Source organism: Amycolatopsis sp. NPDC051061, assembly GCF_040682935.1.
Lineage (GTDB): Bacteria > Actinomycetota > Actinomycetes > Mycobacteriales > Pseudonocardiaceae > Amycolatopsis.
Genome location: NZ_JBFBBZ010000066.1, coordinates 24884 through 46340 on the forward strand (window position 1 = coordinate 24884; position 21457 = coordinate 46340).

At 70.3% G+C, this 21457-nt stretch carries 25 protein-coding genes; 16 read left to right on the forward strand and 9 right to left on the reverse strand.

Annotated features, from left to right (window positions below):
* Positions 1–99: 99 nt before the first annotated feature.
* Both AB0N03_RS46665 and phoU read left to right on the forward strand, forming a co-directional pair.
* A complete protein-coding gene (locus tag AB0N03_RS46665; protein WP_364386995.1) occupies positions 100–1536 on the forward strand; it encodes an LCP family protein in 1437 nt (478 codons plus the stop codon).
* Between the two features lie 84 nt (positions 1537–1620).
* On the forward strand, positions 1621–2286 hold the full coding sequence (gene phoU, locus AB0N03_RS46670; RefSeq protein WP_364386951.1) for a phosphate signaling complex protein PhoU: 666 nt from the start codon (positions 1621–1623) through the stop codon (positions 2284–2286).
* A 146-nt stretch (positions 2287–2432) separates the two neighbouring features.
* Here the strand turns inward: phoU and pstB are convergent, their stop codons facing one another.
* The 6 genes from pstB to AB0N03_RS46700 form a co-directional block, all read right to left on the reverse strand.
* Positions 2433–3209 (reverse strand): phosphate ABC transporter ATP-binding protein PstB, encoded by a 777-nt coding sequence (gene pstB, locus AB0N03_RS46675; protein WP_103337881.1) that lies wholly within the window; start codon positions 3207–3209, stop codon positions 2433–2435.
* 10 nt (positions 3210–3219) lie between these two features.
* Positions 3220–4137: a phosphate ABC transporter permease PstA gene (gene pstA / locus AB0N03_RS46680; protein WP_364386953.1), complete on the reverse strand. Its 918-nt coding sequence runs from the start codon at positions 4135–4137 to the stop codon at positions 3220–3222.
* A gap of 2 nt (positions 4138–4139) precedes the next feature.
* A complete protein-coding gene (pstC, locus tag AB0N03_RS46685) occupies positions 4140–5060 on the reverse strand; it encodes a phosphate ABC transporter permease subunit PstC (protein WP_364386997.1) in 921 nt (306 codons plus the stop codon).
* 197 nt (positions 5061–5257) lie between these two features.
* Entirely contained in the window at positions 5258–6388 is a 1131-nt protein-coding gene (pstS, locus tag AB0N03_RS46690; RefSeq protein ID WP_364386955.1) for a phosphate ABC transporter substrate-binding protein PstS, read from the reverse strand.
* A gap of 225 nt (positions 6389–6613) precedes the next feature.
* A complete protein-coding gene (mshD, locus tag AB0N03_RS46695; protein WP_364386957.1) occupies positions 6614–7519 on the reverse strand; it encodes a mycothiol synthase in 906 nt (301 codons plus the stop codon).
* A 67-nt stretch (positions 7520–7586) separates the two neighbouring features.
* The gene (locus tag AB0N03_RS46700) at positions 7587–8333 is read right to left on the reverse strand and encodes a response regulator transcription factor (RefSeq protein ID WP_364386959.1); all 747 of its coding nucleotides are present in this window, start codon (positions 8331–8333) and stop codon (positions 7587–7589) included.
* 154 nt (positions 8334–8487) lie between these two features.
* Here AB0N03_RS46700 and AB0N03_RS46705 point away from each other — a divergent pair, with 154 nt between their 5' ends.
* The 9 genes from AB0N03_RS46705 to AB0N03_RS46745 all read left to right on the forward strand — a co-directional run bounded on the left by AB0N03_RS46705 (position 8488) and on the right by AB0N03_RS46745 (position 14570).
* Positions 8488–9387, forward strand: a complete 900-nt coding sequence (locus AB0N03_RS46705; protein ID WP_364386961.1) for a DUF2993 domain-containing protein — start codon at positions 8488–8490, stop codon at positions 9385–9387.
* An 11-nt stretch (positions 9388–9398) separates the two neighbouring features.
* The gene (locus AB0N03_RS46710; protein WP_364386963.1) at positions 9399–9854 is read left to right on the forward strand and encodes a thioredoxin family protein; all 456 of its coding nucleotides are present in this window, start codon (positions 9399–9401) and stop codon (positions 9852–9854) included.
* A 263-nt stretch (positions 9855–10117) separates the two neighbouring features.
* The gene (locus tag AB0N03_RS46715) at positions 10118–10549 is read left to right on the forward strand and encodes a DUF4395 domain-containing protein (RefSeq protein WP_364386965.1); all 432 of its coding nucleotides are present in this window, start codon (positions 10118–10120) and stop codon (positions 10547–10549) included.
* Between the two features lie 31 nt (positions 10550–10580).
* Positions 10581–11417 carry a sulfurtransferase gene (locus AB0N03_RS46720; protein ID WP_364386967.1) on the forward strand — a complete coding sequence of 279 codons (837 nt, stop codon included), beginning with the start codon at positions 10581–10583 and terminating at the stop codon, positions 11415–11417.
* Positions 11417–11728 carry a DUF1416 domain-containing protein gene (locus AB0N03_RS46725; protein WP_364386969.1) on the forward strand — a complete coding sequence of 104 codons (312 nt, stop codon included), beginning with the start codon at positions 11417–11419 and terminating at the stop codon, positions 11726–11728. The genes AB0N03_RS46720 and AB0N03_RS46725 overlap by 1 nt, the downstream gene beginning before the upstream one ends.
* 260 nt (positions 11729–11988) lie before the next feature.
* Positions 11989–12603, forward strand: coding sequence for an FABP family protein (locus tag AB0N03_RS46730; RefSeq protein WP_364386971.1), 615 nt, complete (start codon positions 11989–11991; stop codon positions 12601–12603).
* A gap of 4 nt (positions 12604–12607) precedes the next feature.
* Positions 12608–13204 carry an allophanate hydrolase subunit 1 gene (locus tag AB0N03_RS46735; protein ID WP_364386973.1) on the forward strand — a complete coding sequence of 199 codons (597 nt, stop codon included), beginning with the start codon at positions 12608–12610 and terminating at the stop codon, positions 13202–13204.
* The gene (locus AB0N03_RS46740; protein WP_364386975.1) at positions 13201–14046 is read left to right on the forward strand and encodes a biotin-dependent carboxyltransferase family protein; all 846 of its coding nucleotides are present in this window, start codon (positions 13201–13203) and stop codon (positions 14044–14046) included. Before AB0N03_RS46735 ends, AB0N03_RS46740 begins: the two co-directional genes overlap by 4 nt.
* Positions 14047–14144: 98 nt before the next feature.
* Complete coding sequence (locus AB0N03_RS46745) at positions 14145–14570, forward strand: hypothetical protein (protein WP_364386977.1); 426 nt, start codon at positions 14145–14147, stop codon at positions 14568–14570.
* Here AB0N03_RS46745 and AB0N03_RS46750 read toward each other — a convergent pair.
* Positions 14549–15397 carry an aminodeoxychorismate lyase gene (locus AB0N03_RS46750; protein WP_364386979.1) on the reverse strand — a complete coding sequence of 283 codons (849 nt, stop codon included), beginning with the start codon at positions 15395–15397 and terminating at the stop codon, positions 14549–14551. The two genes, AB0N03_RS46745 and AB0N03_RS46750, sit on opposite strands and share 22 nt — an antisense overlap.
* A 134-nt stretch (positions 15398–15531) precedes the next feature.
* On the opposite strand from AB0N03_RS46750, the gene AB0N03_RS46755 reads away from it, so the two are divergent.
* From AB0N03_RS46755 to AB0N03_RS46765, 3 genes are read left to right on the forward strand one after another with little or no spacing between them, the layout of a single operon-like run.
* Positions 15532–16665, forward strand: a complete 1134-nt coding sequence (locus AB0N03_RS46755) for a folate-binding protein (RefSeq protein ID WP_364386981.1) — start codon at positions 15532–15534, stop codon at positions 16663–16665.
* A 49-nt stretch (positions 16666–16714) separates the two neighbouring features.
* Positions 16715–17278 carry an aerial mycelium formation protein gene (locus AB0N03_RS46760; protein WP_364386983.1) on the forward strand — a complete coding sequence of 188 codons (564 nt, stop codon included), beginning with the start codon at positions 16715–16717 and terminating at the stop codon, positions 17276–17278.
* Positions 17275–18210 carry an asparaginase gene (locus AB0N03_RS46765; RefSeq protein ID WP_364386985.1) on the forward strand — a complete coding sequence of 312 codons (936 nt, stop codon included), beginning with the start codon at positions 17275–17277 and terminating at the stop codon, positions 18208–18210. Before AB0N03_RS46760 ends, AB0N03_RS46765 begins: the two co-directional genes overlap by 4 nt.
* On the opposite strand, the gene AB0N03_RS46770 is transcribed toward AB0N03_RS46765, so the two are convergent.
* A complete protein-coding gene (locus AB0N03_RS46770) occupies positions 18207–19103 on the reverse strand; it encodes a hypothetical protein (RefSeq protein ID WP_364386987.1) in 897 nt (298 codons plus the stop codon). The genes AB0N03_RS46765 and AB0N03_RS46770 overlap by 4 nt on opposite strands.
* Before the next feature lie 207 nt (positions 19104–19310).
* Here AB0N03_RS46770 and AB0N03_RS46775 point away from each other — a divergent pair, with 207 nt between their 5' ends.
* On the forward strand, positions 19311–19502 hold the full coding sequence (locus AB0N03_RS46775; protein WP_364386989.1) for a DUF3073 domain-containing protein: 192 nt from the start codon (positions 19311–19313) through the stop codon (positions 19500–19502).
* Positions 19503–19587: 85 nt separating this feature from the next.
* Complete coding sequence (locus AB0N03_RS46780; protein WP_364386991.1) at positions 19588–20448, forward strand: 3-hydroxybutyryl-CoA dehydrogenase; 861 nt, start codon at positions 19588–19590, stop codon at positions 20446–20448.
* Here AB0N03_RS46780 and AB0N03_RS46785 read toward each other — a convergent pair.
* Entirely contained in the window at positions 20433–21260 is an 828-nt protein-coding gene (locus AB0N03_RS46785) for an ECF transporter S component (protein WP_364386993.1), read from the reverse strand. The two genes, AB0N03_RS46780 and AB0N03_RS46785, sit on opposite strands and share 16 nt — an antisense overlap.
* Between the last annotated feature and the right edge of the window lie 197 nt (positions 21261–21457).

Below are 21457 nucleotides of genomic sequence, written 5' to 3' on the forward strand. Positions count from 1 at the left end.
CGCCCGGACGCCGCGGCCCCCGCGCCGCCACGACCCGCGCCCGAAGCGGCCGCGTCGAGCCGGTCCGCGGGCGACGCCCCGATACGCCGTCCGGGCGCGGTGCCGTCGCGCGCCGAACTCGACCCGCTGACCATGACCGACGAGATGGAAGCGATCGACGAGGCGACGCAGTACCGCCGCAAGATCGACCACACTCTCGCCCGGTTCTCGGCCGCCCACGACGAGATGAACGCCGAAGAGGCGAAGCGCCGCGAACGCCGTGAGCGGCTCTCGCCGGCGTCGCTGATCGAGAGCACTCGCACGGCGCTTCAGCGCGTCGTCGCGCCGACCCCGTCGCCCGATGAACAGGCCGACGCCGCCGAGATGGCCGCGCAGACCCGGCTGCAGGAGAAGAAGGCGCGGAAGATCGAGCGTTCGGTCCGGTTCGGCCGGATCGCCGCGGCCGTCGTCGCCGGTCTCGTTTTCCTCGGCATCGGCGGCGCATGGGGCGCGCAGACCTACTTCGACGCCAAGTTCACCCAGATCTCCGCGCTCGACGAAAACTCGTCCGACATCCAGGACGCCGAGGCGCAGGCCAACGACGAGAACTTCCTGATGGTCGGCTCCGACACCCGCGACGGCGCGTCCGACGAGGAAGGTGTCGGCACCGCCGACAGCACTCCCGGCGCGCGGAGCGACACCGTGATGGTGGCGCACATCCCGGCCGACCGGAAGCGGGTCGTCGTCACGTCGTTCCCGCGCGACCTCGAGATCGACCGGCCCGAGTGCCAGCGCTGGGACCCGGCGCAGAGCAAGACGACCGACGAAAAGGTCGCCGCGCAGAAGATCGCGAAACTCAACACCGCCTACGCGGTCGGCGGGCCGCCCTGCATCACCAAGGTGATCCAGCAGATCACGGGTCTGCGGATCAACCACTTCGTCGGCATCGACTTCAACGGCTTCAAAGAGATGGTCGACGCGGTGCACGGCGTCACCGTCCACAACGAGATCCCGATCGACGACACCGTCCTCGGCAAGGTGCTGCTCGAGACCGGCGACGTGACGATCTCCGGCGACCAGGCGCTGAACTTCGTGCGCGCCCGGCACGTCAAGGGCGACAAGACGTCCGACTACGGCCGAATCAAGCGGCAGCAGGATTTCATCGGCGCGCTGCTGAGGAAGGTCATGTCGTCGGACGTCGTGCTCGACCCCGGCAAGCTCAGCGACTTCATCACGGCGTTCGCCAAGGCCACCTTCGGCGACAACCTCGGCGTCAAGCAGATGATGACGCTGGCGCAGTCGATGAAGGGCCTCGACTCGTCGAAGATCACCTTCCTGACCGTGCCGACGGTCGGGCTGCCCAACACCCGCGGCAACGAGGTCCTCGTCCGCAGCAAGACGAAGGCGCTCTTCGACGCGCTGCGCAACAACACTCCGCTGCCGAACCCGAACGCGCCGGTCCCGCCGAGCGAGCAGACGCCGACGAGCACGGCGAAGTCGCCGTCCAAGACCACTTCGAAGACTTCGACGAGCAAGAAGACCGGCACCACGGGCTGATCCGCGAGGGATCGTTAGTCCGGGTTCACGTGCGGTTCACTCGCCGATGAGGTGTTTGGTCACGGTTGGCCGTAGGGTTGGACCATGCGTGAGGCTTACCATGTCGAACTCGAACAGCTCGCCGTCAACCTGGCCGGGATGTCGGTCCAGGTCGCCGACGCCATGGAGCGCGCCACTCGCGCGCTGCTGGAGGTCGACCTCGGTCTCGCCGAGCAGGTCATCAGCGACGACGTGAAGGTCGATGACGCCCGCGCGCTGTGCGAAGAGCAGGCCTACGCCTTACTGGCCCTGCAGGCACCCGTGGCGACCGATCTGCGTACCGTCCTGGCGGCGATCCACGCCGCGGAAAGCCTGGAGCGGATGGGTGACCTGGCCCTGCACGTGGCGAAGGCCGCCCGGCGCCGTCACCCCGATCCGGTGCTGCCCGAGGCCGTGAAGCCGTACTTCGCCGAGATGGGCGAGGTCGCCGTCAAGCTGGCCCGGTCGGCCGAGCAGGTCATCAAGACGAAGGACGTCGAAGCGGCGAAGTCGCTCGAGTCCGACGACGACCAGGTGGACGACATCCACCGCCACCTCTTCACGGTCCTGATGGACCGCGAGTGGCCGCACGGCGTGGCCGCGGCGGTCGACGTGACGCTGCTGGGCCGCTTCTACGAGCGCTACGCCGACCACGCGGTGTCGGTCGCGAAGCGGATGATCTTCGTGGTCACCGGCAAGATGCCGGGCTACGGCTCCGACGACGGCATCTGAGTTTCCCGGAAGAAGCCCCTGGCCGCCTGGTCAGGGGCTTCTTTCGTGGGGACTGTTTTCCAGCTTCATTATCCACAAAGGACAAAAGAAAGGCCTTTCTCGCCGGCCCCGAGCGCCGGCGAGAAGGCCTTCCCCCCAACGACTACTCAGCCGAAACGCCCCGAAATGTAGTCTTCCGTGGCCTTCTCGTCCGGGTTGGAGAAGATCTTCTCCGTGTCGTTGAGCTCCACCAGCCGCCCCGGCTGGCCCACCCCGGCCAGGTTGAAGAACGCCGTCTGGTCGGAAACCCGTGCCGCCTGCTGCATGTTGTGCGTGACGATGACGATCGTGTAGTCCTTCTTCAGCTCCCCGATCAGGTCCTCGATCGCCAGCGTCGAGATCGGGTCGAGGGCCGAGCACGGCTCGTCCATCAGCAGGACGTCCGGCTGGACCGCGATCGCGCGGGCGATGCACAGGCGCTGCTGCTGACCACCGGACAGCCCGCCGCCCGGCTTGTTCAGGCGGTCCTTGACCTCGTTCCACAGGTTCGCGCCGCGCAGGGCGCGCTCGGCGATGTCGTCGAGGGTCTTCTTGCCCTTGGTGCCGCCCAGCTTCAGCCCCGCGACGACGTTGTCCTTGATGGACATCGTCGGGAACGGGTTGGGGCGCTGGAACACCATGCCGATCGTGCGGCGCACCTGCACCGGGTCGACCGCCGACGCGTAGATGTTCTCGCCGTCCAGCAGGACGTCGCCCTCGACGCGCGCGCCGGGGATGACCTCGTGCATGCGGTTCAGCGTCCGCAGCACCGTCGACTTGCCGCAGCCCGACGGGCCGATGAACGCGGTGACGTTGCGCGGCGGCACCGAGAGGGTGACACCGTCCACGGCGTGGAACTTGCCGTAGTAGATGTCCACGTCCTTGACGTCGATTCGCTTTGCCATGGCTGACAGCTCACTTCTTCTTCGGGGCGACAAGGCGCGCGAACACGGTGGCGAGGAGGTTGATCAGCGCGATGATGAGCACCAGGGTCAGAGCCGCGCCCCAGATCCGGTCGTAGCCGACCGAGCCGGGATCCATCGAGTTGGTGACGCGCTCGTTGTTCATCAGCAGCGGCAGGGCCGCTTGCTCGCCGCTGAAGATGTCCCAGTTCGTGTAGGCCGAGTAGCCGACCAGGACCAGCAGCGGCGCCGTCTCGCCCATGACGCGGGCCAGGGCCATCATGATGCCGCCGACGATGCCGGACATGGCCGTCGGCAGGACGATCTTCATGATCGTCTTCCACTTCGGCACGCCCAGCGCGTACGACGCCTCGCGCAGGTCGTCCGGGACGATCCGCAGCATCTCCTCCGACGAGCGGACGACCACCGGGATCATCAACAGCACCAAGGCCAGCGACACGGCGAAACCGCTGCGCGGCAGGCCGAACGTGGTGATCCAGAGCGCGTAGATGAACAGCGCGGCGACGATCGACGGGACACCGGAGAGGATGTCCACCATGAACGTCGTGGCCTTGGCCAGCTTGCCGCGGCCGTATTCGACGAGGTAGATCGCGACGAGCATGCCGATCGGCACCGCGATGATCGCGCAGACGAGCCCCTGCAGCAGGCTGCCGATGATCGCGTGCAGGACACCGCCGCCGACCTCGTCGGACAGGTAGTTGCCCAGGTCCTGCGACCACCAGTTGGAGTACGGGATGCGCTTGATGCCGTTCGCGACGACCGTGTACAGCACCCACACCAGCGGGACGACGGCGATCAGGAACGACAGCCAGACCAGCGTGGTCGCGACGCCGTTCTTGACCTTCCGGGCCAAGCTGACCTGCTGGAACGCCGGCGTGGACGCGGGCGCTTCGAGCATGAAGGCGGTCATGGTCAGTCGACCTTCTTCCCGATGACCGAACGCGCGGCGAAGTTGACGAGGAACGTGAGCACGAACAGCACGAGACCGGCCGCGATGTACGCGCCGGCCGAGATCTCGTTGTTGAACTCGCTGTAGTTGGCGGCGATCTTCGACGCGAAGGTGGACCCGCCGTCGAAGAGGCTCCAGTCGAAGTTCCGGCCCTGCGGGATCAGCAGGATGACGGCCAGCGCGATCGTCTCGCCGAGCGCGCGGCCGAGGCCGAGCATCGACGCGCCGATGTAGCCGGCCTTGCCGAACGGCAGCACCGTGGTGCGGATGACTTCCCAGCGCGTCGCGCCGAGGGCCAGCGCGGCCTCCATGTGCGGGGTCGGCGTCCGCTCGAAGACCTCGCGCGAAAGCGACGTGATGATCGGCAGGATCATCACGGCCAGCACGATGCCGACGGTGAAGATCGTGCCGCGCACGCTCGGCGCGACGTTGCCGGGCGCCAGCAGCGGGAACCACGAGAACGTGTCGTTGATCCACTGCGAGAACGGCTCGATCGCCGGAGCGAAGACCAGGATGCCCCAGAGGCCGAAGATGATCGACGGCACCGCGGCGAGCAGGTCGATGACGTACGCGAACGGCCGCGCGAGCCGCTTCGGCGCGTACTGGGTCAGGAACAGCGCGATGCCCAGCGACACCGGCATCGCGATGATCAGCGCCACGAGCGACGTCGCCACCGTGACCTCGAGGAGGTCGAGGATGCCGAACGACATGTTCGCGGGGTCGTTGGTCGACCAGCCGTGGTTGGTGAGGAAGTTGGCCTTGTCGGCCTGCAGCGCCGGGATCGCCTGGATGAGCAGGAAGAGCCCGATCAGGCCGATCAGGGCGACGACGAAGATCCCGGCCCCGGTGGTCAGGTTCTGGAAGATGCGGTCACCGGGCCGCACCTTCTTCGGTTTCTCGCTCGCGGGCGGCTCGGGCGCCGCCGGCGGGGCTGCTTGCTCCGAAATCGGGACCTCCGGGGGCGTCGTGGCGGACGACGAACGCCCACCGGGGTCGCCGGTGGGCGTTCGCGTCGAGGATGACTCGCTCATCAGCTAGTTCTGACCAGCCTCTATCACTCGGATGTCAGTCGCAACGCCGGTCAGGAGATCGCCTTGACGGCGGCCAGGACCTTGGTCTGCAGCGACTGCGGGATCGGCACGTAGCCCTTGGCGGACAGCGGCTGCTGACCGTCGGTGGCGGCCACCGTCAGGAACGCCTTGACGGCCTTCGAGACATCCGCGTTCGCGTACTTCGAGCAGACGATCTCGTAGGTCGTCAGCAGCAGCGGGTAGGCACCCGGGGTGTTGCTGGCGTAGATGCCGTTGAGGTCGAGCGCGAGGTCGTTCGTGCCGTCCTTGAGGAACTTGGCCGAGTCGAGGGACTTCGCCACGTTCGCCGCGCTGAGCTCGACGCCGCCGGAGCCGCTGTCGATGAGGGCCGGGGTCAGGCCGTCCTTGGCGAACGCGCCCTCGACGTAGGTGATGGCGCCGTCGGCGGCCTTGACCGCGGTCGCGACGCCGTTGGAGCCCTGCGCACCGTTGCCGACGCCACCGTTGAACTTCTTGCCGGCACCCTTGGTCCAGTCGGCCTTCGCCGCCGCGCCCAGGTACTTCTGGAAGTTGTCGGTGGTGCCCGACTCGTCGGCGCGGGAGACGACCTGGATGGCCTTGTCCGGCAGGGTCAGGCTCTCGTTGCCCTTGACGCCCTTGATGGCGGGGTCGTTCCACTTGGTCACGGCGCCGCTGAAGATCTTGGCGATGACCGACGGGGTGAGCGTCAGCTTGTCGACGCCGGAAAGCTTGTAGGCGACGGCCACCGGGCCGACGACCATCGGGATGTTCCAGGCGGGGCTCGCGCAGCGCTTGGTGGCCGCTTCGAGGTCCGCGCCGGTGACCGGCGAGTCCGAGCCGCCGAAGTCGATCTGGTTGGCGTTGAACTGCTTGACGCCCGCGCCCGAACCGCTCGGGTTGTAGTTCACCTGCTGGCCGGCGCACTTCTTGCTGTACTGCTGCGTGAAGATGTCGATGGCGTTCTTCTGGGCCGACGAACCTTCCGCGGACAGCGGGCTCTTGCCACCGCACGCCACGTCGGCGGTGCCGGTGGCAGCGGGTGCCGCAGCCGAGTTCGAGCTGCTGCTGTTGGATGCCGCGGGGTCGGAACCACAGGCGGCGAGCACGAGGGCGGCGCTCGCGACGATGCCCACCGCGCTCAGGGGCCGCATGATCTTCACTGCTGTTTCCTCCATCAGGAGCTTGACCGGGTCGTCGCGGCGTACTACCGCGCCGGATCCGGACATTAGGCAGCCCTGGTGGACGCTCGGCCGTCATCGCATGAACGCAAAGTGAACAAGGCCCAGGATGTGAGCAGTGCTACTAGCCCGATGGGGTGCCGTGTCCCGGCCGTGACCTGCGCGTTCGCACACCGTGACGGACTGTTCGCGCGGTGTCCATCGTGGTCACCGACCGTACTGGACGTCGGTTTCGTGACGCGTGAACCCGAGCTTGGTGTAGACCGCGAGCGCCGGCGCGTTGTCGCCTTCGACGTACAGGATCACCTGCCGCAGCCCCCGGCTCGCGAGGTACCGCAGCCCGGCGAGCGTCAGCGCCCGGCCGAGCCCGCCGCCCTGGGCCGCCGGGTCGACGCCGACGACGTAGACCTCGCCGACGCGTTCGCCGTCGAACCGCCCCGGCGTCGCCTCGTGGATCTTCGTCCAGTGGAAGCCGATCACTTCGCGGTCCTGCTCGGCGAGGAAGAAGCCGTCGGCGTCGAACCACGGCCGGCCCTCGTCGGCGCGGAGGTCGCCGGCGGTCAGCGCACCCTGCTCGGGGTGCCAGTCGAAGGCGAGCGCGTTGACGCGGATGACGGCGTCCTCGTCCTGCCCCGGCACGAACGTCCGCAGCGAGACGCCGTCGCGCAGCCGCGGCTCGGGCCAGTCCGCGCCCTCGGCGTCGGCGTGCAGGATCAGCAGCTCGCGCTTGCGCTCCAGGCCGGTCCGCACGGCCAGCTGCCGCGCCGCCGGGTGGTCGCCGTGTGCCCAGACGCGGAAGCCGACCGCGGCGCGCTCGTCGACGGCCTGGAGGAGCTTCGCGCCGTAGCCGCGGTTGCGGTGGGCGGGGTGCACGAACAGCTCGGCGACCTGGTGGTCGAAGGAGTCGCCGGTGGTGTCGAGGTGGGCGTAGCCGACGACCTCGCCCTCGACGCAGGCGACGAGGTGCTCACCGCCGTCGAACTCACCGGGCAGCGGCCCCTCGGGCTCGACCTCGGGCCGCCCGTCGGCTTCGCGCACGGCCACCAGCAGCCCGCGCACGTCCTCGAGCTGCTGCTCGTCCAGTTCCTGGCGCCACTCCCCGTCTCCGCTCACCCCGTGACCGTACCCGCGGCGGAGGCAACGCGACGGCTGTCAACGCGTCCTGGTGAACGTGGGTTCGTCAGTGCGCGAGTTCGGGGGTCTCGGCCGGTGCTTCGGCCTGCGCGGGCACGTTCGCCCGGGCACCGCCCTTGGCGGGCCGCTCGAACTTGTAGCCGACGTTGCGCACGGTGCCGATCATCTGCTCGTGCTCCGGGCCGAGCTTGGCGCGCAGCCGCCGCACGTGGACGTCGACCGTGCGGGTGCCCCCGAAGAAGTCGTAGCCCCAGACCTCCTGCAGCAGCTGGGCGCGGGTGAACACCCGGCCGGCGTGCTGGGCGAGGTACTTGAGCAGCTCGAACTCCTTGTAGGTCAGCTCGAGGGTGCGCTTGCGCAGGCGGGCGGTGTAGGTCGCCTCGTCGATGACGAGCTCGCCGACCCGCAGCTCGGCGTCGACCTGGGCGGAACCGCCGTCGCGGGTCGTGACCAGCCGCAGCCGCGCGTCGACCTCGGCCGGGCCCGCGGTGGGCAGCAGGATGTCGTCGGTGCGCCACTCGGCGCTGACCGCCACCAGGCCGCCCTCGCCGACGACGGCGATGATCGGCGTCGCCGCCTCGTCCTCGCCGGCGCCCTTGAGCAGGCGGCAGAGGCTCTTCGCCGAGGCCAGGTCGCTGCGGGCGTCGAGGACGATCACGTCCCGGTGGCCCGCGTCGAGCAGGGCGGTCACTTCGGGCGGGCGGACGCGTACGGTGTGCGGCAGCAGGTCCAGCGCGGGAAGCACCGAAGTGGCGTCGGCTTCCGCCGTCAGTACCAGAAGGTCCAGGCTCATGAGCCGCACCGCCTTCACAAGTCGTCGCCTCACGGGTGGCGTTTGCCGGTGCTAAGTGAGAATAGCGGCTGAACGGCCGGGCACCTAACCCTTGCTGGATCGATCACACCTGGAGAAATCCCCGGTGTCCCCGACGAACAGGAGTACGGACGCGATGGTGAGCAGGCCCGTGACCCGGGACGACCGACCCGCACCGAGGCCGGACGCGCGGCGCCGCGGACGCCGCGCACGGCGCTGGGTGATCGCCCTCGTCGTTCTGGTTCTGCTGCTGGTCGGCGCCGATTTCGGGGCCGCCGCATACGCGGAGCACATGATCTCCCAGAAGGCCCGCACGCAGCTGCAGCTGACCGACGACCCGTCGGTGACGATCCACGGCTTCCCGTTCCTCACGCAGGCCCTGGGCGGTGACTACAGTCACATCAGCGTGTCCGCCGCCGGCGTTCCCGTCGGCGACAAGCTCCAGGACGTCGCGCTCAACGCCGAGCTCGAGGACGTCAACGCGCCGCTGTCGGACCTCACGAACGGCAACACGAAGGCGATCACCATCGGCAAGCTGACCGGTGCCGTCACCATCAAGGCCGCCGACCTGGCGCGCGTCGCGCCGCTGGACAAGATCAAGGACCTGCGGATCGAGCCGGCGACCACGAACTACGTCGAGAACGGCGACAGCGGGCAGAGCGAGCCGACGCCGACCACGACGGCCACCACCGAGGGCCAGGCCGACCAGGACGAGTCGAGCACCGGCGTCCGCATTTCGGGACACCTTCAGTTCGCGGGCAAGGATCTGGAAATCTTCTGCTTCGCGATGATCGAGGCCGACGCGAAGGACGGGGCGATCAACTTCATCCCCAAGCGGCTGCAGTTCGGGAATGACCAGGAGACCACCGTCGTTCCGTCGGCAGTGCAGAAAGCGCTGATGCCGAACTTCAACGCGTCGATCAACACGAAGGACCTGCCGCTGTCGGTCACCCCGACCGGCGTGCGGGTGCAGAGCGGATCGGTGACGATCAAGGGCGAGGCGACGAACGTGTCGTTCGCGGAGCTGAGCAAGTAGGGAGGCGGCCGGTGACGGGGCTGTGGGTGCTCGTGGCGGTACTGGTGGCCGGGCTGGCCGCCGGTGCGCTGCTGAAGGCCCGCAACGGCCGGGTGCGCGTGGCGAAGCCCGCGCCGCCCGCCCGCGGCCACGCGGCTCCTGCCCGTGAGCTGCCCGGCCCCGTCGCCGACGTCCTGGACCCGGCGTCCGCCGTGACGCTGGTCCAGATCTCCACCACCTTCTGCGCGCCGTGCCGGCACGCGAAGGCCGTGCTCGAGCCGCTGGCCGAGCGAACCGACGGCCTGCACCACGTCGAGCTCGACGTGACGAACCAGCCGGAGGTCGCGCAATCGCTGTCCGTGCTGCGGACGCCGACCACGATCGCGTTGACCCCGGACGGCCGGGAGCTGCTGCGCGTCGGCGGCGTCCCCAAGGGCCCCGAGCTGCTGGACGCTCTGCGGCCCCATCTCACGACGCGGACGCTCTGACCAGGGCATGTTCCACGTACCGGGAACCGTCCCAAGGTATGAACGTGGTTCCCACTCTGAGGGAGCTCTGGGTACCCTCGCACCCGTGACCGGGCTGACCACCTTCTTGACGCAGCGACGCGCAGTCGACCTCTGCCGCGTCCGCAGCAGCCTGTGTCGCGCTCGCACCGACCGGCGCTGAAGCACGTCCGGTCCCACCCCAGCCCTCATGCCGCTGACGCGTGCCGTTCGCACGCACCCCCTCTGCTCCAGCTGGAGGAACCATGTCCGCCGGACCGGCCGTCGACCCGCGGGGCCCGCGGTTCGCCGCCATCCTGACCACGGTCGTGCTCGCGGTCGTCCTGGTCACCCAGTGGTGGCCGTTGCTGGCGATCCAGACCGTCGTGTTCGCCATCGGCGCGTTCATCGGGCTGAAGCCGGCGCCCTACTCGATCGTGTACCGCGCGCTCGTGGCCCCGCGCCTCGGCCCGACCGACGAGCGGGAGGACGCGGCCCCGCTGCGGTTCGCCCAGGCCGTCGGGTTCGTGTTCGCCCTGGTGGGCACGATCGGTTTCGCGCTCGACGTCACCCCGCTCGGCATCGTCGCGACGGCGTTCGCGCTCTTCGCGGCCTTCCTCAACGCGGCCTTCGACTTCTGCCTCGGCTGCGAAATGTTCTTGCTCATCAAACGCTTCACCCCCGCCCGCGCGTCCTGAAGTTCCGACCCAGAAAGAGAGTTCGCTTCCCATGAGCCGTGAAGACGTCCTGGTCACCACCCAGTGGGCCGAGGAGAACCTGGACACCCCCGGCGTCGTGTTCGCCGAGGTCGACGAGGACACCACCGCCTACGACGGAGGCCACATCCGGGGCGCGGTGAAGTTCGACTGGCGGAAGGACCTGCAGGACGGGGTGCGCCGCGACTTCGTCTCCAAGGAGGGCTTCGAGAAGCTCCTGTCGGAGAAGGGCATCTCGAACGACGACCGCGTGATCCTCTACGGCGGCAACAACAACTGGTTCGCCGCCTACGCGTACTGGTACTTCAAGCTCTACGGCCACCAGAACGTCCAGCTGCTCGACGGCGGGCGCAAGAAGTGGGAGCTCGACGGCCGTGAGCTGAACTCCGACGAGGTCAAGCGCGACACCACCGACTACAAGGCCAAGGACCAGGACCTGTCCCTGCGCGCGTTCCGCGACGAGGTCGTCCAGTCGATCGGGGCGAAGAACTTCGTCGACGTCCGGTCGCCGGACGAGTTCTCCGGCAAGCTGCTCGCCCCGGCGCACCTGCCGCAGGAGCAGTCCCAGGTTCCCGGCCACATCCCGGGCGCGCTGAACGTGCCGTGGGCGAAGGTCGCCAACGAGGACGGCACCTTCAAGACCGAGAGCGAGATCGACGAGCTCTACAAGGAGCAGGGCATCGACGCCGGCAAGGGCACCATCGCCTACTGCCGGATCGGCGAGCGTTCGTCCATCGCGTGGTTCGCGCTGCACGAGCTGCTCGGCCACGAGGACGTGAAGAACTACGACGGTTCGTGGACGGAATACGGCTCGCTGGTCGGCGTGCCGGTCGAGTTGGGAGCCAAGTGATGGCGGTTGACGACAGCTGCGGCGCACCGGTCCAGGAGGCCACGCCGGCGGACTACGACACTCGCGGGCAGGTCGTGCTCGCGGGCAAGGTGACGGGCGCGGACGGGCCGGTCGGCGGCGCGTTCGTCCGGCTCCTGGACGGCGGCGGCGACTTCACCGGCGAGGTCGTCTCCTCGGCCGACGGCGACTTCCGCTTCTACGCGGCCCCGGGCGCCTGGACGGTGCGCGCGCTGCACCGCACCGGCAACGGTGAAGCGTCCGTCACGGCCGAAGGGCCCGGCCTGCACCAGCTGGCCATCTCGGTCGCCTGAGTCCAAAGCCGTGAAGGCCACCTTGAGGAACTTGAAGTTCCTCAAGGTGGCCTTCACGGCTTTCGGGGTCCCCGTGCCGGGCGGGCCGACGGTGACCGTGCTCACCGCGAGGACCCTGCGCCGGGCCCGCTGAGCGGCGGCGGACTATCCTGCTGGGCGTGGAAGCTCTGTTTACGACCTTGCTGGTGCTGGCCGGCGTCGCGATCACGTGGTTCGCCGTGTACGTCGTCTACCGCCTGTACGCGGACCAGCGCTGACCCATGAGCGCCAGCGGCGACGACGCCATCGCAGCAGCGGAGATGCGCGCGGAGAACACTCGCGAGCGCAATCTTCCGCTGTGGGACGACCTGCCCATCCCCAATGACACCGCGAACCTGCGTGAGGGGCCGAACCTCAACGACGCCTGCCTCGCGCTGCTGCCGCTCGTCGGTGTCTGGCGCGGTGAGGGCGAGGTCGACTACCCGACCATCGAAGGCCCGCGCAAGTTCGCGCAGCAGCTGACGATCTCGCACGACGGCCGTCCGTTCCTCGTCCACGAGTCCCGTGCGTGGCTGCTCGACGACGACGGCAACGTCATCCGCCCCGCCGCCCGCGAGTCCGGGTTCTGGCGGCCGCAGGAAGACGACACGCTCGAGCTGCTGCTCACGCACAACACCGGCATCGTCGAGCTGTACTACGGCAAGCCGCGCAACCAGACGTCCTGGGAGCTCGGCACCGACGCGGTGATCCGCACGTCCACGGCGAAGGACGTCACCGCGGCTCAGCGGCTGTACGGCCTGATCGAAGGCTCCCTCGGCTACGTCGAGGAACGCGCGATGATGGGCCAGGAGATGCAGCCGCACACCTCGGCCCTGCTGCGCCGCGTCGTCGGCTGACGCCGTGCGCTGGCGGCGGTGTGGCGAGGACGCCGCCCTGCTGGACTGCGACTCCCTCGACCAGATGCGGGCGGCCCACGCCGCGGTGTCCGCCGCCCGCCCCGAAGGCGTCGCCGACCTCGTTCCCGGCGCGCGCAGCCTGCTCGTCGTCGGCGGGGTGGCCGCCGTCAAGGCGCTGCTGGACGGCGCCGATCTGACGCACCCGCCCGCCGGCGAGCCGCGCGAAGTCACGCTCGATGTCCGCTACGACGGCGAAGACCTCGCCCTGGTCGCTTCGGACGCCGGGATCTCCGCGGACGCCGTCGTCTCGCTCCACACCGAAGCCGTCTACACGGTCGCGTTCACCGGCTTCGCGCCCGGATTCGGCTACCTGACGGGACTTCCGTCGGAATTGCGGCAGCCGCGGCTGGCATCCCCGCGCACCCGCGTCCCGGCCGGATCGGTGGGGCTCGCGGGCGAGTTCACCGGCGTCTACCCGCGCGAATCGCCGGGTGGCTGGCGGCTGCTCGGGCACACCTCGGCGACGCTGTTCGACCCGCACGCCGATCCGCCCGCACTGTTCGCGCCGGGCGACCGCGTCCGCTTCCGGAGCGTCCGGTGAGGTCCCTGGAAGTCCTCGACCCCGGGCGGTACGCGCTGGTCGAGGACCTGGGCCGGCCCGGCTACGCCCACCTGGGCGTGGCGCCCTCGGGCGCGCTGGACGGCTCGTCGCTGCGGCTCGCGAACCGCCTCGTCGGCAACGCCCCGGCGGCCGCGGGCATCGAAGCGCTGCTCGGCGGTCTCTCGGCGCGGTTCACGACCACGGTGACGGCGGCGGTGACCGGCCCGGTGGTCGACGTCCGGGTCGACGGCCGCTCGTTCGGCTCTCACACGCCGGTGCCGGTCCGCGCCGGGCAGACGTTGTCGGTCGGCACGCCCTCGACCGGACTGCGCTGCTACCTGGCGGTGTCCGGCGGGATCACCGTCGAACCGGTGCTGGGCAGCCGCTCGCACGACGTCCTCTCCGGCATCGGGCCCGCACCGCTGAAGAGCGGAGATGTGCTTCCACTCGGTGAGCCCGGGATCCCGGCGGGCGCGGACGTCGTCGTCCCCGTCCCGGCGCCGGGCGAACTCGTGGTGCCGGTGACGCTCGGCCCTCGCGACGACTGGCTCCACGACCCGGCCGTCGGGCTGTCGGCGTGGTGGACGGTCACGGCCGAGTCGAACCGCGTCGGCCTGCGCCTCGACGGGACGCCGTTGCGCCGGGCCGTCGAAGGCGAATTGCCCAGCGAAGGCGTCGTCACGGGCGCGATCCAGGTGCCGCCGAGCGGGCTACCGGTGGTGTTCCTCGCCGACCACCCGACCACCGGCGGCTACCCCGTCGCGGCCGTCGTGCGGGCGGGTGCGCTGAGCGCGCTCGCACAGGCCCGGCCGGGCACCCGGGCGCGGTTCCGGATGTCCTGAAAGTCCTGTACCGCCACGCGGGTGAGACCCGCGTCACGCCGTGCACCCGTCCGCGTGAGAGCTGGAACCATGTCGCGCCGCCGCCCGTCCTCATAGGCGTGGAGAAGGTGACGATCAGCGGTGGCACGGGTTTCCTCGACGTGAACACGCGAGTGCGAGCGGAGCTGCCCCAGTCGTTGCGGATCGCGCTGGCCACCGGTCAGCTGCGCCGCCCGCTCGCCACCACGCTCGGTCCGGTCCTCGACCTGCTCGTCGACGGCGATTACCGCGTGAGCGGCCCGGAACGGCTGCCCGAAGACCAGCTGCTCACCCCCACCGACGTCTGGCCGCCGTCCGACGAAGCCCGCGTCGGTTACTACCGGACCGCCATCCGCACCGGTCACCGCCCGGTCGCGGTCGTGCTGGCCGACCACGACCGCGAGCTGATCATCGACGGCCACCACAAGATCGCCGCCTACCGCGCCGAAGAGGTCGCGCCCGCCGTCGTCCGGATCAGCCTGGGTCAGGCGTACTCGGCCTCGTAGGCCGTCACGAGCTCGCCGTACACCGCCGACGCGTCGGGCAGCCGCTCGCCGTCCAGCGTGTGCACCCGGGTCAGCTTGCGCACGCTCGACGCCATGAAGACGCCGTCGCCCTCGACCAGGTCACGCACGGTCAACGGCTCGACCTTGACCGCCCAGCCCGCCTTCTCGGCGCCGCGGAACAACGCGGCCTGCGTCGTGCCCGGCAGGATGCCGATGCTCGACGGCGGTGTGTAGAGCGTCCGGCCCTTCGCCAGCACCACGGTCGACGTCGGCCCTTCGAACACCGAACCGTCGGCGGCGGTGAAAATCACATCTTCGGCGCCGCGGCGGCCGGCTTCGCGCACCGCGGCCATGTTCATCGCGTACGACAACGGCTTCGCGCCGAGCAGCAGCCAGGGCGCGCGCTCGGCGAGGTCCGGCGGTAAACCGCGTTCGAGGGTGATCGCGGCGACGCCTTCGGCGCGGGCCCGCAAGATCGACGGCGAGACCTCGGAACCGACCGCGAACCCGGTCGGCCCGGCGGCGGGGTCACGCTCGGAACCCCTGGTGTACACCAGTTTCAGCACCATTTCGGGGCTGCCGGTCCACCTTTCGAGCACCAGCGAAACGACGCGGTCCCACGCGTCGAGATCGGGCTCGGGCAGGTCGAGCATGGCGGCCGAGCGGGCCAGCCGCTCGAGGTGCGGACGCAGTTCGCGGGGCCGGCCGCCGACGACCAGGATCGTCTCGAAGACGCCGTCGCCGCGCAGCAGACCGAGGTCGTCGACCTTGATCTGGGCGGCGTCCGGGTCGGCCGGGGTTCCGTCGAGGAAGACGAGCACGCGCATGCCGCCACGGTACTGTGCCGCCCGGTACTGATCCGACCACAGTCACGGCCGAACGGCTTTGCGGCAAAGGTCACGTACCCCGCGGGGTGTCGGCCTGCTTTTGGCCGGATCAGTACTCACCTAGGCTGGGCGGTATGCCGTACCGCTCGCCACTGCTGGACGTGCCCGGATCCATTCCGCCGCCCGACGATCACCCCGAGGCCGGAGTGCCCTGGCACTGGGGAGACCCCTTCGCGGAGCAGCGCACGGCTTCGCGCGGCGTGGTCGTGATCGACCGTTCGCACCGCGAGTTCCTCGCCGTCACCGGGGAAGAGCGGCTTTCGTGGCTGCACCTGGTGATCTCGCAGCACGTGACGGAGCTGGCCGAAGGCTCCGGCACCGAGGCGCTGGTGCTCGACAGCCAGGGCCGCGTCGAGACGCACATGGTGCTCGCGCACCTCGACGGCACCGTGTACCTCGACACCGACCCGGGCCCGAGCGTGACCAGCGCGCTGCCCAAGGGCGGGCCCCAGACGCTGCGCGAGTACCTCGAAGCCATGAAGTTCTGGTCCAAGGTGGACATCCGGGACGCGACCACGGAGTTCGCGCTGCTCACCGTGCTCGGCCCGGACGCCGAGCGCGTGCTGAGCGCGGCCGGCGTCGAGGTCGGCCCGGAGCCGTACGCGGTCGCGGCGCTGGAAGGACATGCTGGTTTCGCGCGGCGGATGCCGTGGCCCGGCCGGTCGAGCGTCGACCTGGCGGTGCCACGCGACTCGCTCCTCGGCTGGTGGAAGCGGCTCACCGACGCGGGGGCCCGCGCGGCCGGCAGCTGGGTGTTCGACGCGCTGCGCGTCGAGTCGCTGCGGCCGCGGCTGGGCATCGACACCGACGAGCGCACGATCCCGCACGAAGTGAACTGGGTCGGCTCCGCCGCACACGTCGCGAAGGGCTGCTACCGCGGCCAAGAGACGGTGTCGAAGGTCCACAACGTGGGCCGTCCGCCGCGGAACCTGCTCCTCCTGCACCTCGACGGCTCGCCCGAAATCCGGCCGGAGCCCGGCGACCCCGTGCTGCTCGACGGCCGGACGGTCGGCCGCGTCGGCACCGTGATCCAGCACCACGAGCTCGGCCCGATCGCGTTGGCGCTGGTCAAGCGGTCTACTCCGGTAGACGCGGAGCTGCTGACCGGCTCGGAGGACAACCTCGTCCAGGCGGCGATCGACCCCGACTCCGTCCCGTCGGAGCAGCCCGCGCCGGGCCGCGCGGCCGCGGCGCAACTTCGTGGCTGAAGGAAAGCCCCTGACAGCGAGATCACGCTCAACCGGGATAAACTGCGCTGTGATCGAAGTGCGGCCCGGCGGCAGGCGGCGAATCGACCGCGTGCTCGGCCCGGGGTACCTCAGCGGCCTGGGTGAACTGCCGCTGAAGGTGCTGCGCGAGCGGCGCGACGAAGCCGCGCAGGAAGAGACGGACCTGTCCTACCTGCGCCGTCTCCTGCACGCCCGGATCGACATCGTGCGCGCCGAGCAGGCGCGGCGCAGCTCCGGCGGCGAGGCGAGCATCGTCGACCAGCTGGCCACGATCCTGGCGGACAACGCGCTGGGCCCGGCCGCGGGTTCCGGGCGCCACCAGCAGCTCGAGCCGTCCCGGGCCGGCGAGCACCGGCGGCACGCCGAGGCCCTGATCGGCGACACGGATCTCACCGACGTCGAGTCCCTGACGAACGAAAAGCTTGCCTCCGCTTTGGACACCTACGCCAGCGAGGAGCTGTCGGTGTCGTCCTTCCGGCGCGAGGTCCAGGGCGTGATGGACACGCTCAACGCGGAGATCGCGAAGCGCTACCAGCAGGGTTCGGCCACTGTGGACGAGCTGCTGGAGAACGAAGGCGGGCGCGGCGAGTGACGAACCCCGTCCTCGCCGAAGTCGTCCGTTCCGGTTTCGTCGAAAGCGTCCACCGCGGCGCGCTCGTGATCACCGGCCCCGAAGGCGACGCCCGGCTGGCCCTCGGTGACGTGGTGTCCCCGGTCTTCCCGCGCTCGTCGAACAAGCCGCTGCAGGCCGCCGGGATGCTGCGTTCCGGCCTCGACTTCGCGGGCGAGGAACTGGCGCTGGCGTGCGCGTCACACTCGGGCGAGCCGGGGCACGTCAAGCGGGTCCTCGAGCTGCTTGACGCGGCCGGCCTGCACGAAGACGACCTCGCGTGCCCGCCCGACTTCCCGCTCCACGTGCCGAGCATGCGCGACGCCGCCGAGCCGCGGCGCGTGATGATGAACTGTTCGGGCAAGCACACGGCGATGCTGACGACGTGCGTCCGCGCCGGCTGGCCGACGTCCGGCTACGAGTCCCCGGACCACCCGCTGCAACAGGCGATCGCATCTGTTGTCGAGGAGCTGACGGGCGAGCCGATCGCCCACACGGGAGTCGACGGCTGCGGCGCGCCGCTCTTCGCGTTTTCGTTGACGGCGCTGGCCCGCGCGTTCGGCCGGGTGGCTTCGGCGGCGGACGGGCCGTCGGAGGCGGTCAGCGCGGCCATGCGGGCGCACCCGTGGCTGGTCGCGGGGACGGGCCGCGAGGACACGGAGCTGATGTCCGCCGTGGACGGTCTGGTGTCGAAGGGCGGTGCGGAGGGCGTCCACGCGTTCGCCCTCCCGGACGGCTTCGCGGTGGCGATGAAGATCGACGACGGCAACAAGCGGGCGTGCGCGCCGCTGGCGGTCGAGGCGTTGCGGTACCTGGGTGCGGATGTGTCAGGGCTCGAGGCCCTGGCCCACGGCTCGGTCCTCGGCGGCGGGCAGCCGGTGGGCGAAGTGCGGGTCCCCGAGCTGCGCGGCTAGTTCGAGCGTTCGCGGGACGCCAGGTCGCCCCAGAACTCGCGCAGGTCCGAGAACAGCTCGGCCAGCTCCTCGACGTTGCCCGAGCGCAGCGCGTCCAGGATGTCGTGCACCTCGTCCGCGGTGTTGTCGGCCTCCAGGATCGGGTCCGCGAACAGCTGCACCAGCCCGCCGTAGTCGAGCTCGACCACCGAGTCCGCGTGGAAGCTGTCCAGCCACCGCCGCGTCTCGTACAGCACGCGCCCCGGCCCGGAGTCGCCGAACGTCTGCTCCAGCAGCTCGCCGGCCTCGCGCGCCCGGTGCTGCGCGTCGGCGAGGGTCGTCCGCCAGGAGACCTCGCGCTTCGGGTCGTCGCGGCCGTTGCCGAGCACCAGCCGCCGCTCGTCCGGGTCGATCAGCACGAACCACGGCAGCGGGACGGTCCAGGTGGTCGACAGCGTGTGCGCGGCCGACGTGCTCAGGTCCGCCATCGCCGTCTTCGTCCGCGCGCGGATCGTCTCCTGGGTGAAACCGCCCTCGTCGAGGACGACGTTCTTCAGCGCCGGGTGCGCGTCGCCGAGGAAGGTGACCAGCGCGGCGGCCGAGCGGGCCCGCAGCTCCAGCGGGCACACGAACGGCCCGTGCTCGGCCTTGCCCTCCGGCACGTCCTCGGACGCGAGCACCAGGAGGTCGGTCAGCAGACTCGGCGCGGGACGCCCGTCGGCGAGCTCGGCGGGCAGCAGCCGCCGAGGCGCGGCGACCTGTGACTTGAGCCACATGGCCTGCTCTCGCGCTCCCGCATCCGCCCGCTGCAGCTTGGCCGCCGCGACGGCCGCACGCAGCCGCTCGTCCGGCGGATCAGCCAGGGCGAGCAGCGGTTCGTACACCCGCAAGTAGGCCACGAAGGGACGGAGCACGAGTAGATCGTGGCACGCCTACCAGCGCCGATCGCCACCGACCGGCCGGTAACCGGCGTCCGGCGGACACTGTCACCACCGGCACACCGTGCCACGTCGCATCGAACCCCCCGGACACGGTACGGTGTGAACAGGAAATAATTGTCGAGACGATGCGGGGCCGCCGATTCCCCCGGCCGCCCCGCCCCTGTGCGAGGGGGTCGAGCCATGGGGCGCGGCCGGGCTAAGGCCAAGCAGACGAAGGTGGCGCGCGAGCTCAAGTACAGCTCGCACGAGACCGACTTCGATGCTTTGCAGCGCGAGCTGTCGACTGGTTCCTCGAGTGGTCACTACGAGGAGCCCGATAGCGATGATCAAGACGACCCGTACGACGACGGGTACGGCGAGTACCGTCGTTGAGCACGCGTAACCGCGCGAGGGCGTAGCCGGGTAACCCCGGGCGACCGCCCTCGCGCGCTGTGTGCTGCCCACTGTTTGAAGGAGCGTGCCGGTGGTAAGTCGGGTTGGAGTCGTCGGAGCGGGCCTCATGGGCTCCGGCATCGCCGAGGTGCACGCTCGGTCCGGATTGGACGTCGTGGTCACCGAGGTGAACCAGCCGGCGCTCGACGCGGGCCAGGCCCGGATCGAGAAGTCGCTGCAACGCGGCGTCAAGAACGGCAAGCTCTCTCCCGAAGACGCCGACGCGGCGCGGAGCCGTCTCCGCTTCACGACGGACATCGCCGAGTTCGCCGACCGCGAACTGATCATTGAGGCGATCCTCGAGCAGGAGCAGGCGAAGGTCGACGTCTTCCGCCAGCTGGACAAGATCGTCGAGGCGGAGGACGCGCTGTTCGCGTCCAACACGTCGTCGATCCCGATCATGAAGCTGGGCATGGCGACGAGCCGGCCGCAGCAGGTGGTCGGCATCCACTTCTTCAACCCGGTGCCGGTGCTGCCGCTGGTCGAGCTGGTGCCCTCGCTGCTGACCAGCGAGGACACGGCCCGCCGTGCGGAGGAGCACGCGACGACGGCGCTGGGCAAGACCGTCATCCGGTCGCAGGACCGCGCCGGGTTCATCGTGAACTCGCTGCTGGTGCCGTACCTGCTCTCGGCGATCCGCATGATCGAGTCGGGTTTCGCGTCGGCGGAGGACATCGACCGCGGCATGGAGCTGGGCACCGCCCACCCGATGGGTCCGCTGCGCCTGTCCGACCTGATCGGGCTGGACACGATCAAGGCCATCGCGGACTCGATGTACGCGGAGTTCAAGGAGCCGCTGTACTCGTCGCCGCCGCTGCTGCTGCGCATGGTGGACGCGGGCCTCCTGGGCAAGAAGACCGGCCGAGGCTTCTACTCGTACGGCTGATCGAAGCGCACGGGCGCGTCGAAGGCCGCCCGCCTGGCGGCGCGCCGTAGTACCGCGAGGACCGCCGGCCCCAGCAGGACGATCGCGACGGCGTTGGTGAGCGCGCGGCCGGTGTCCCAGCCGAGGGTCGACGTCAGGACGGTGAACACCGCGAACCGGTGGAGGTTGTCGACCAGCGGCGCGCCGGGCACGAAGCCGAGCTGAGTGCTGGTGCCGGCGAGGAACGGCCACGACCACAGGCTCATGAGAAGCCCGAAGAAGTAGGCCGCGAAGACGCCGTACGCCACGAGCAGGGCGATTTCGGCTTTTCCGCGCGGTTTCCGCGGAAGAAGGCCGGCGCCGAGTCCGATGAGCGAGGACGCGAGCATCTGGAACGGCAGCCACGGCCCGACCCCGGCGGTGAGCAACGCGCTCGTGAACAGCGAAGTCGAGCCGAGCACGAACCCGAAGCCCGGACCGAACACCCGCCCGGCGAGCACGAGCAGGAAGAACACGAGCTCGATGCCCCCGGTCCCGGCCCCGAGCGGCCGCAGCCCGGCGTTGACCGCCGAGAGCACGCCGAGCAGGGCGAGCGCTTTGGCGTCGATGCCCCCGCGGGAGAGTTCGGCGAGGACGACGAGGATCAGCACGGGCAGGGTCGCCATGAAGACGAAGGGGGCATCGGCGGTGTGCGCGGCTTCGCTCGGCGCGGGGTGCGCGAAGAGCGGCCAGCAGAACATGGCGAGGCCGAGGACGGTCGCGGTGCCGAGGACCAGCGCGGGTCGAAGGGTGACGCGGACCGCGCGGGGAGGTGGGCCGAGGAAGTCGCTCATGCCGAGACCTCCGACGCCGGTCCGCGCGACGGCTGCGGGGTGAAGCCCCGCGGCCGGCGGCGGGAGGTGCCGGCCGACGAGCCGCTGTCGCTTGCGGCACCGGGCCAGGGGGGGCGGGCGCCGGGGCGGGGGGGCGGGGGGGGGCGGCCCGCGCGGGCGGGGGGGCGGGGCGGGCGGGGCCGGCCGGGGCCGGGCGC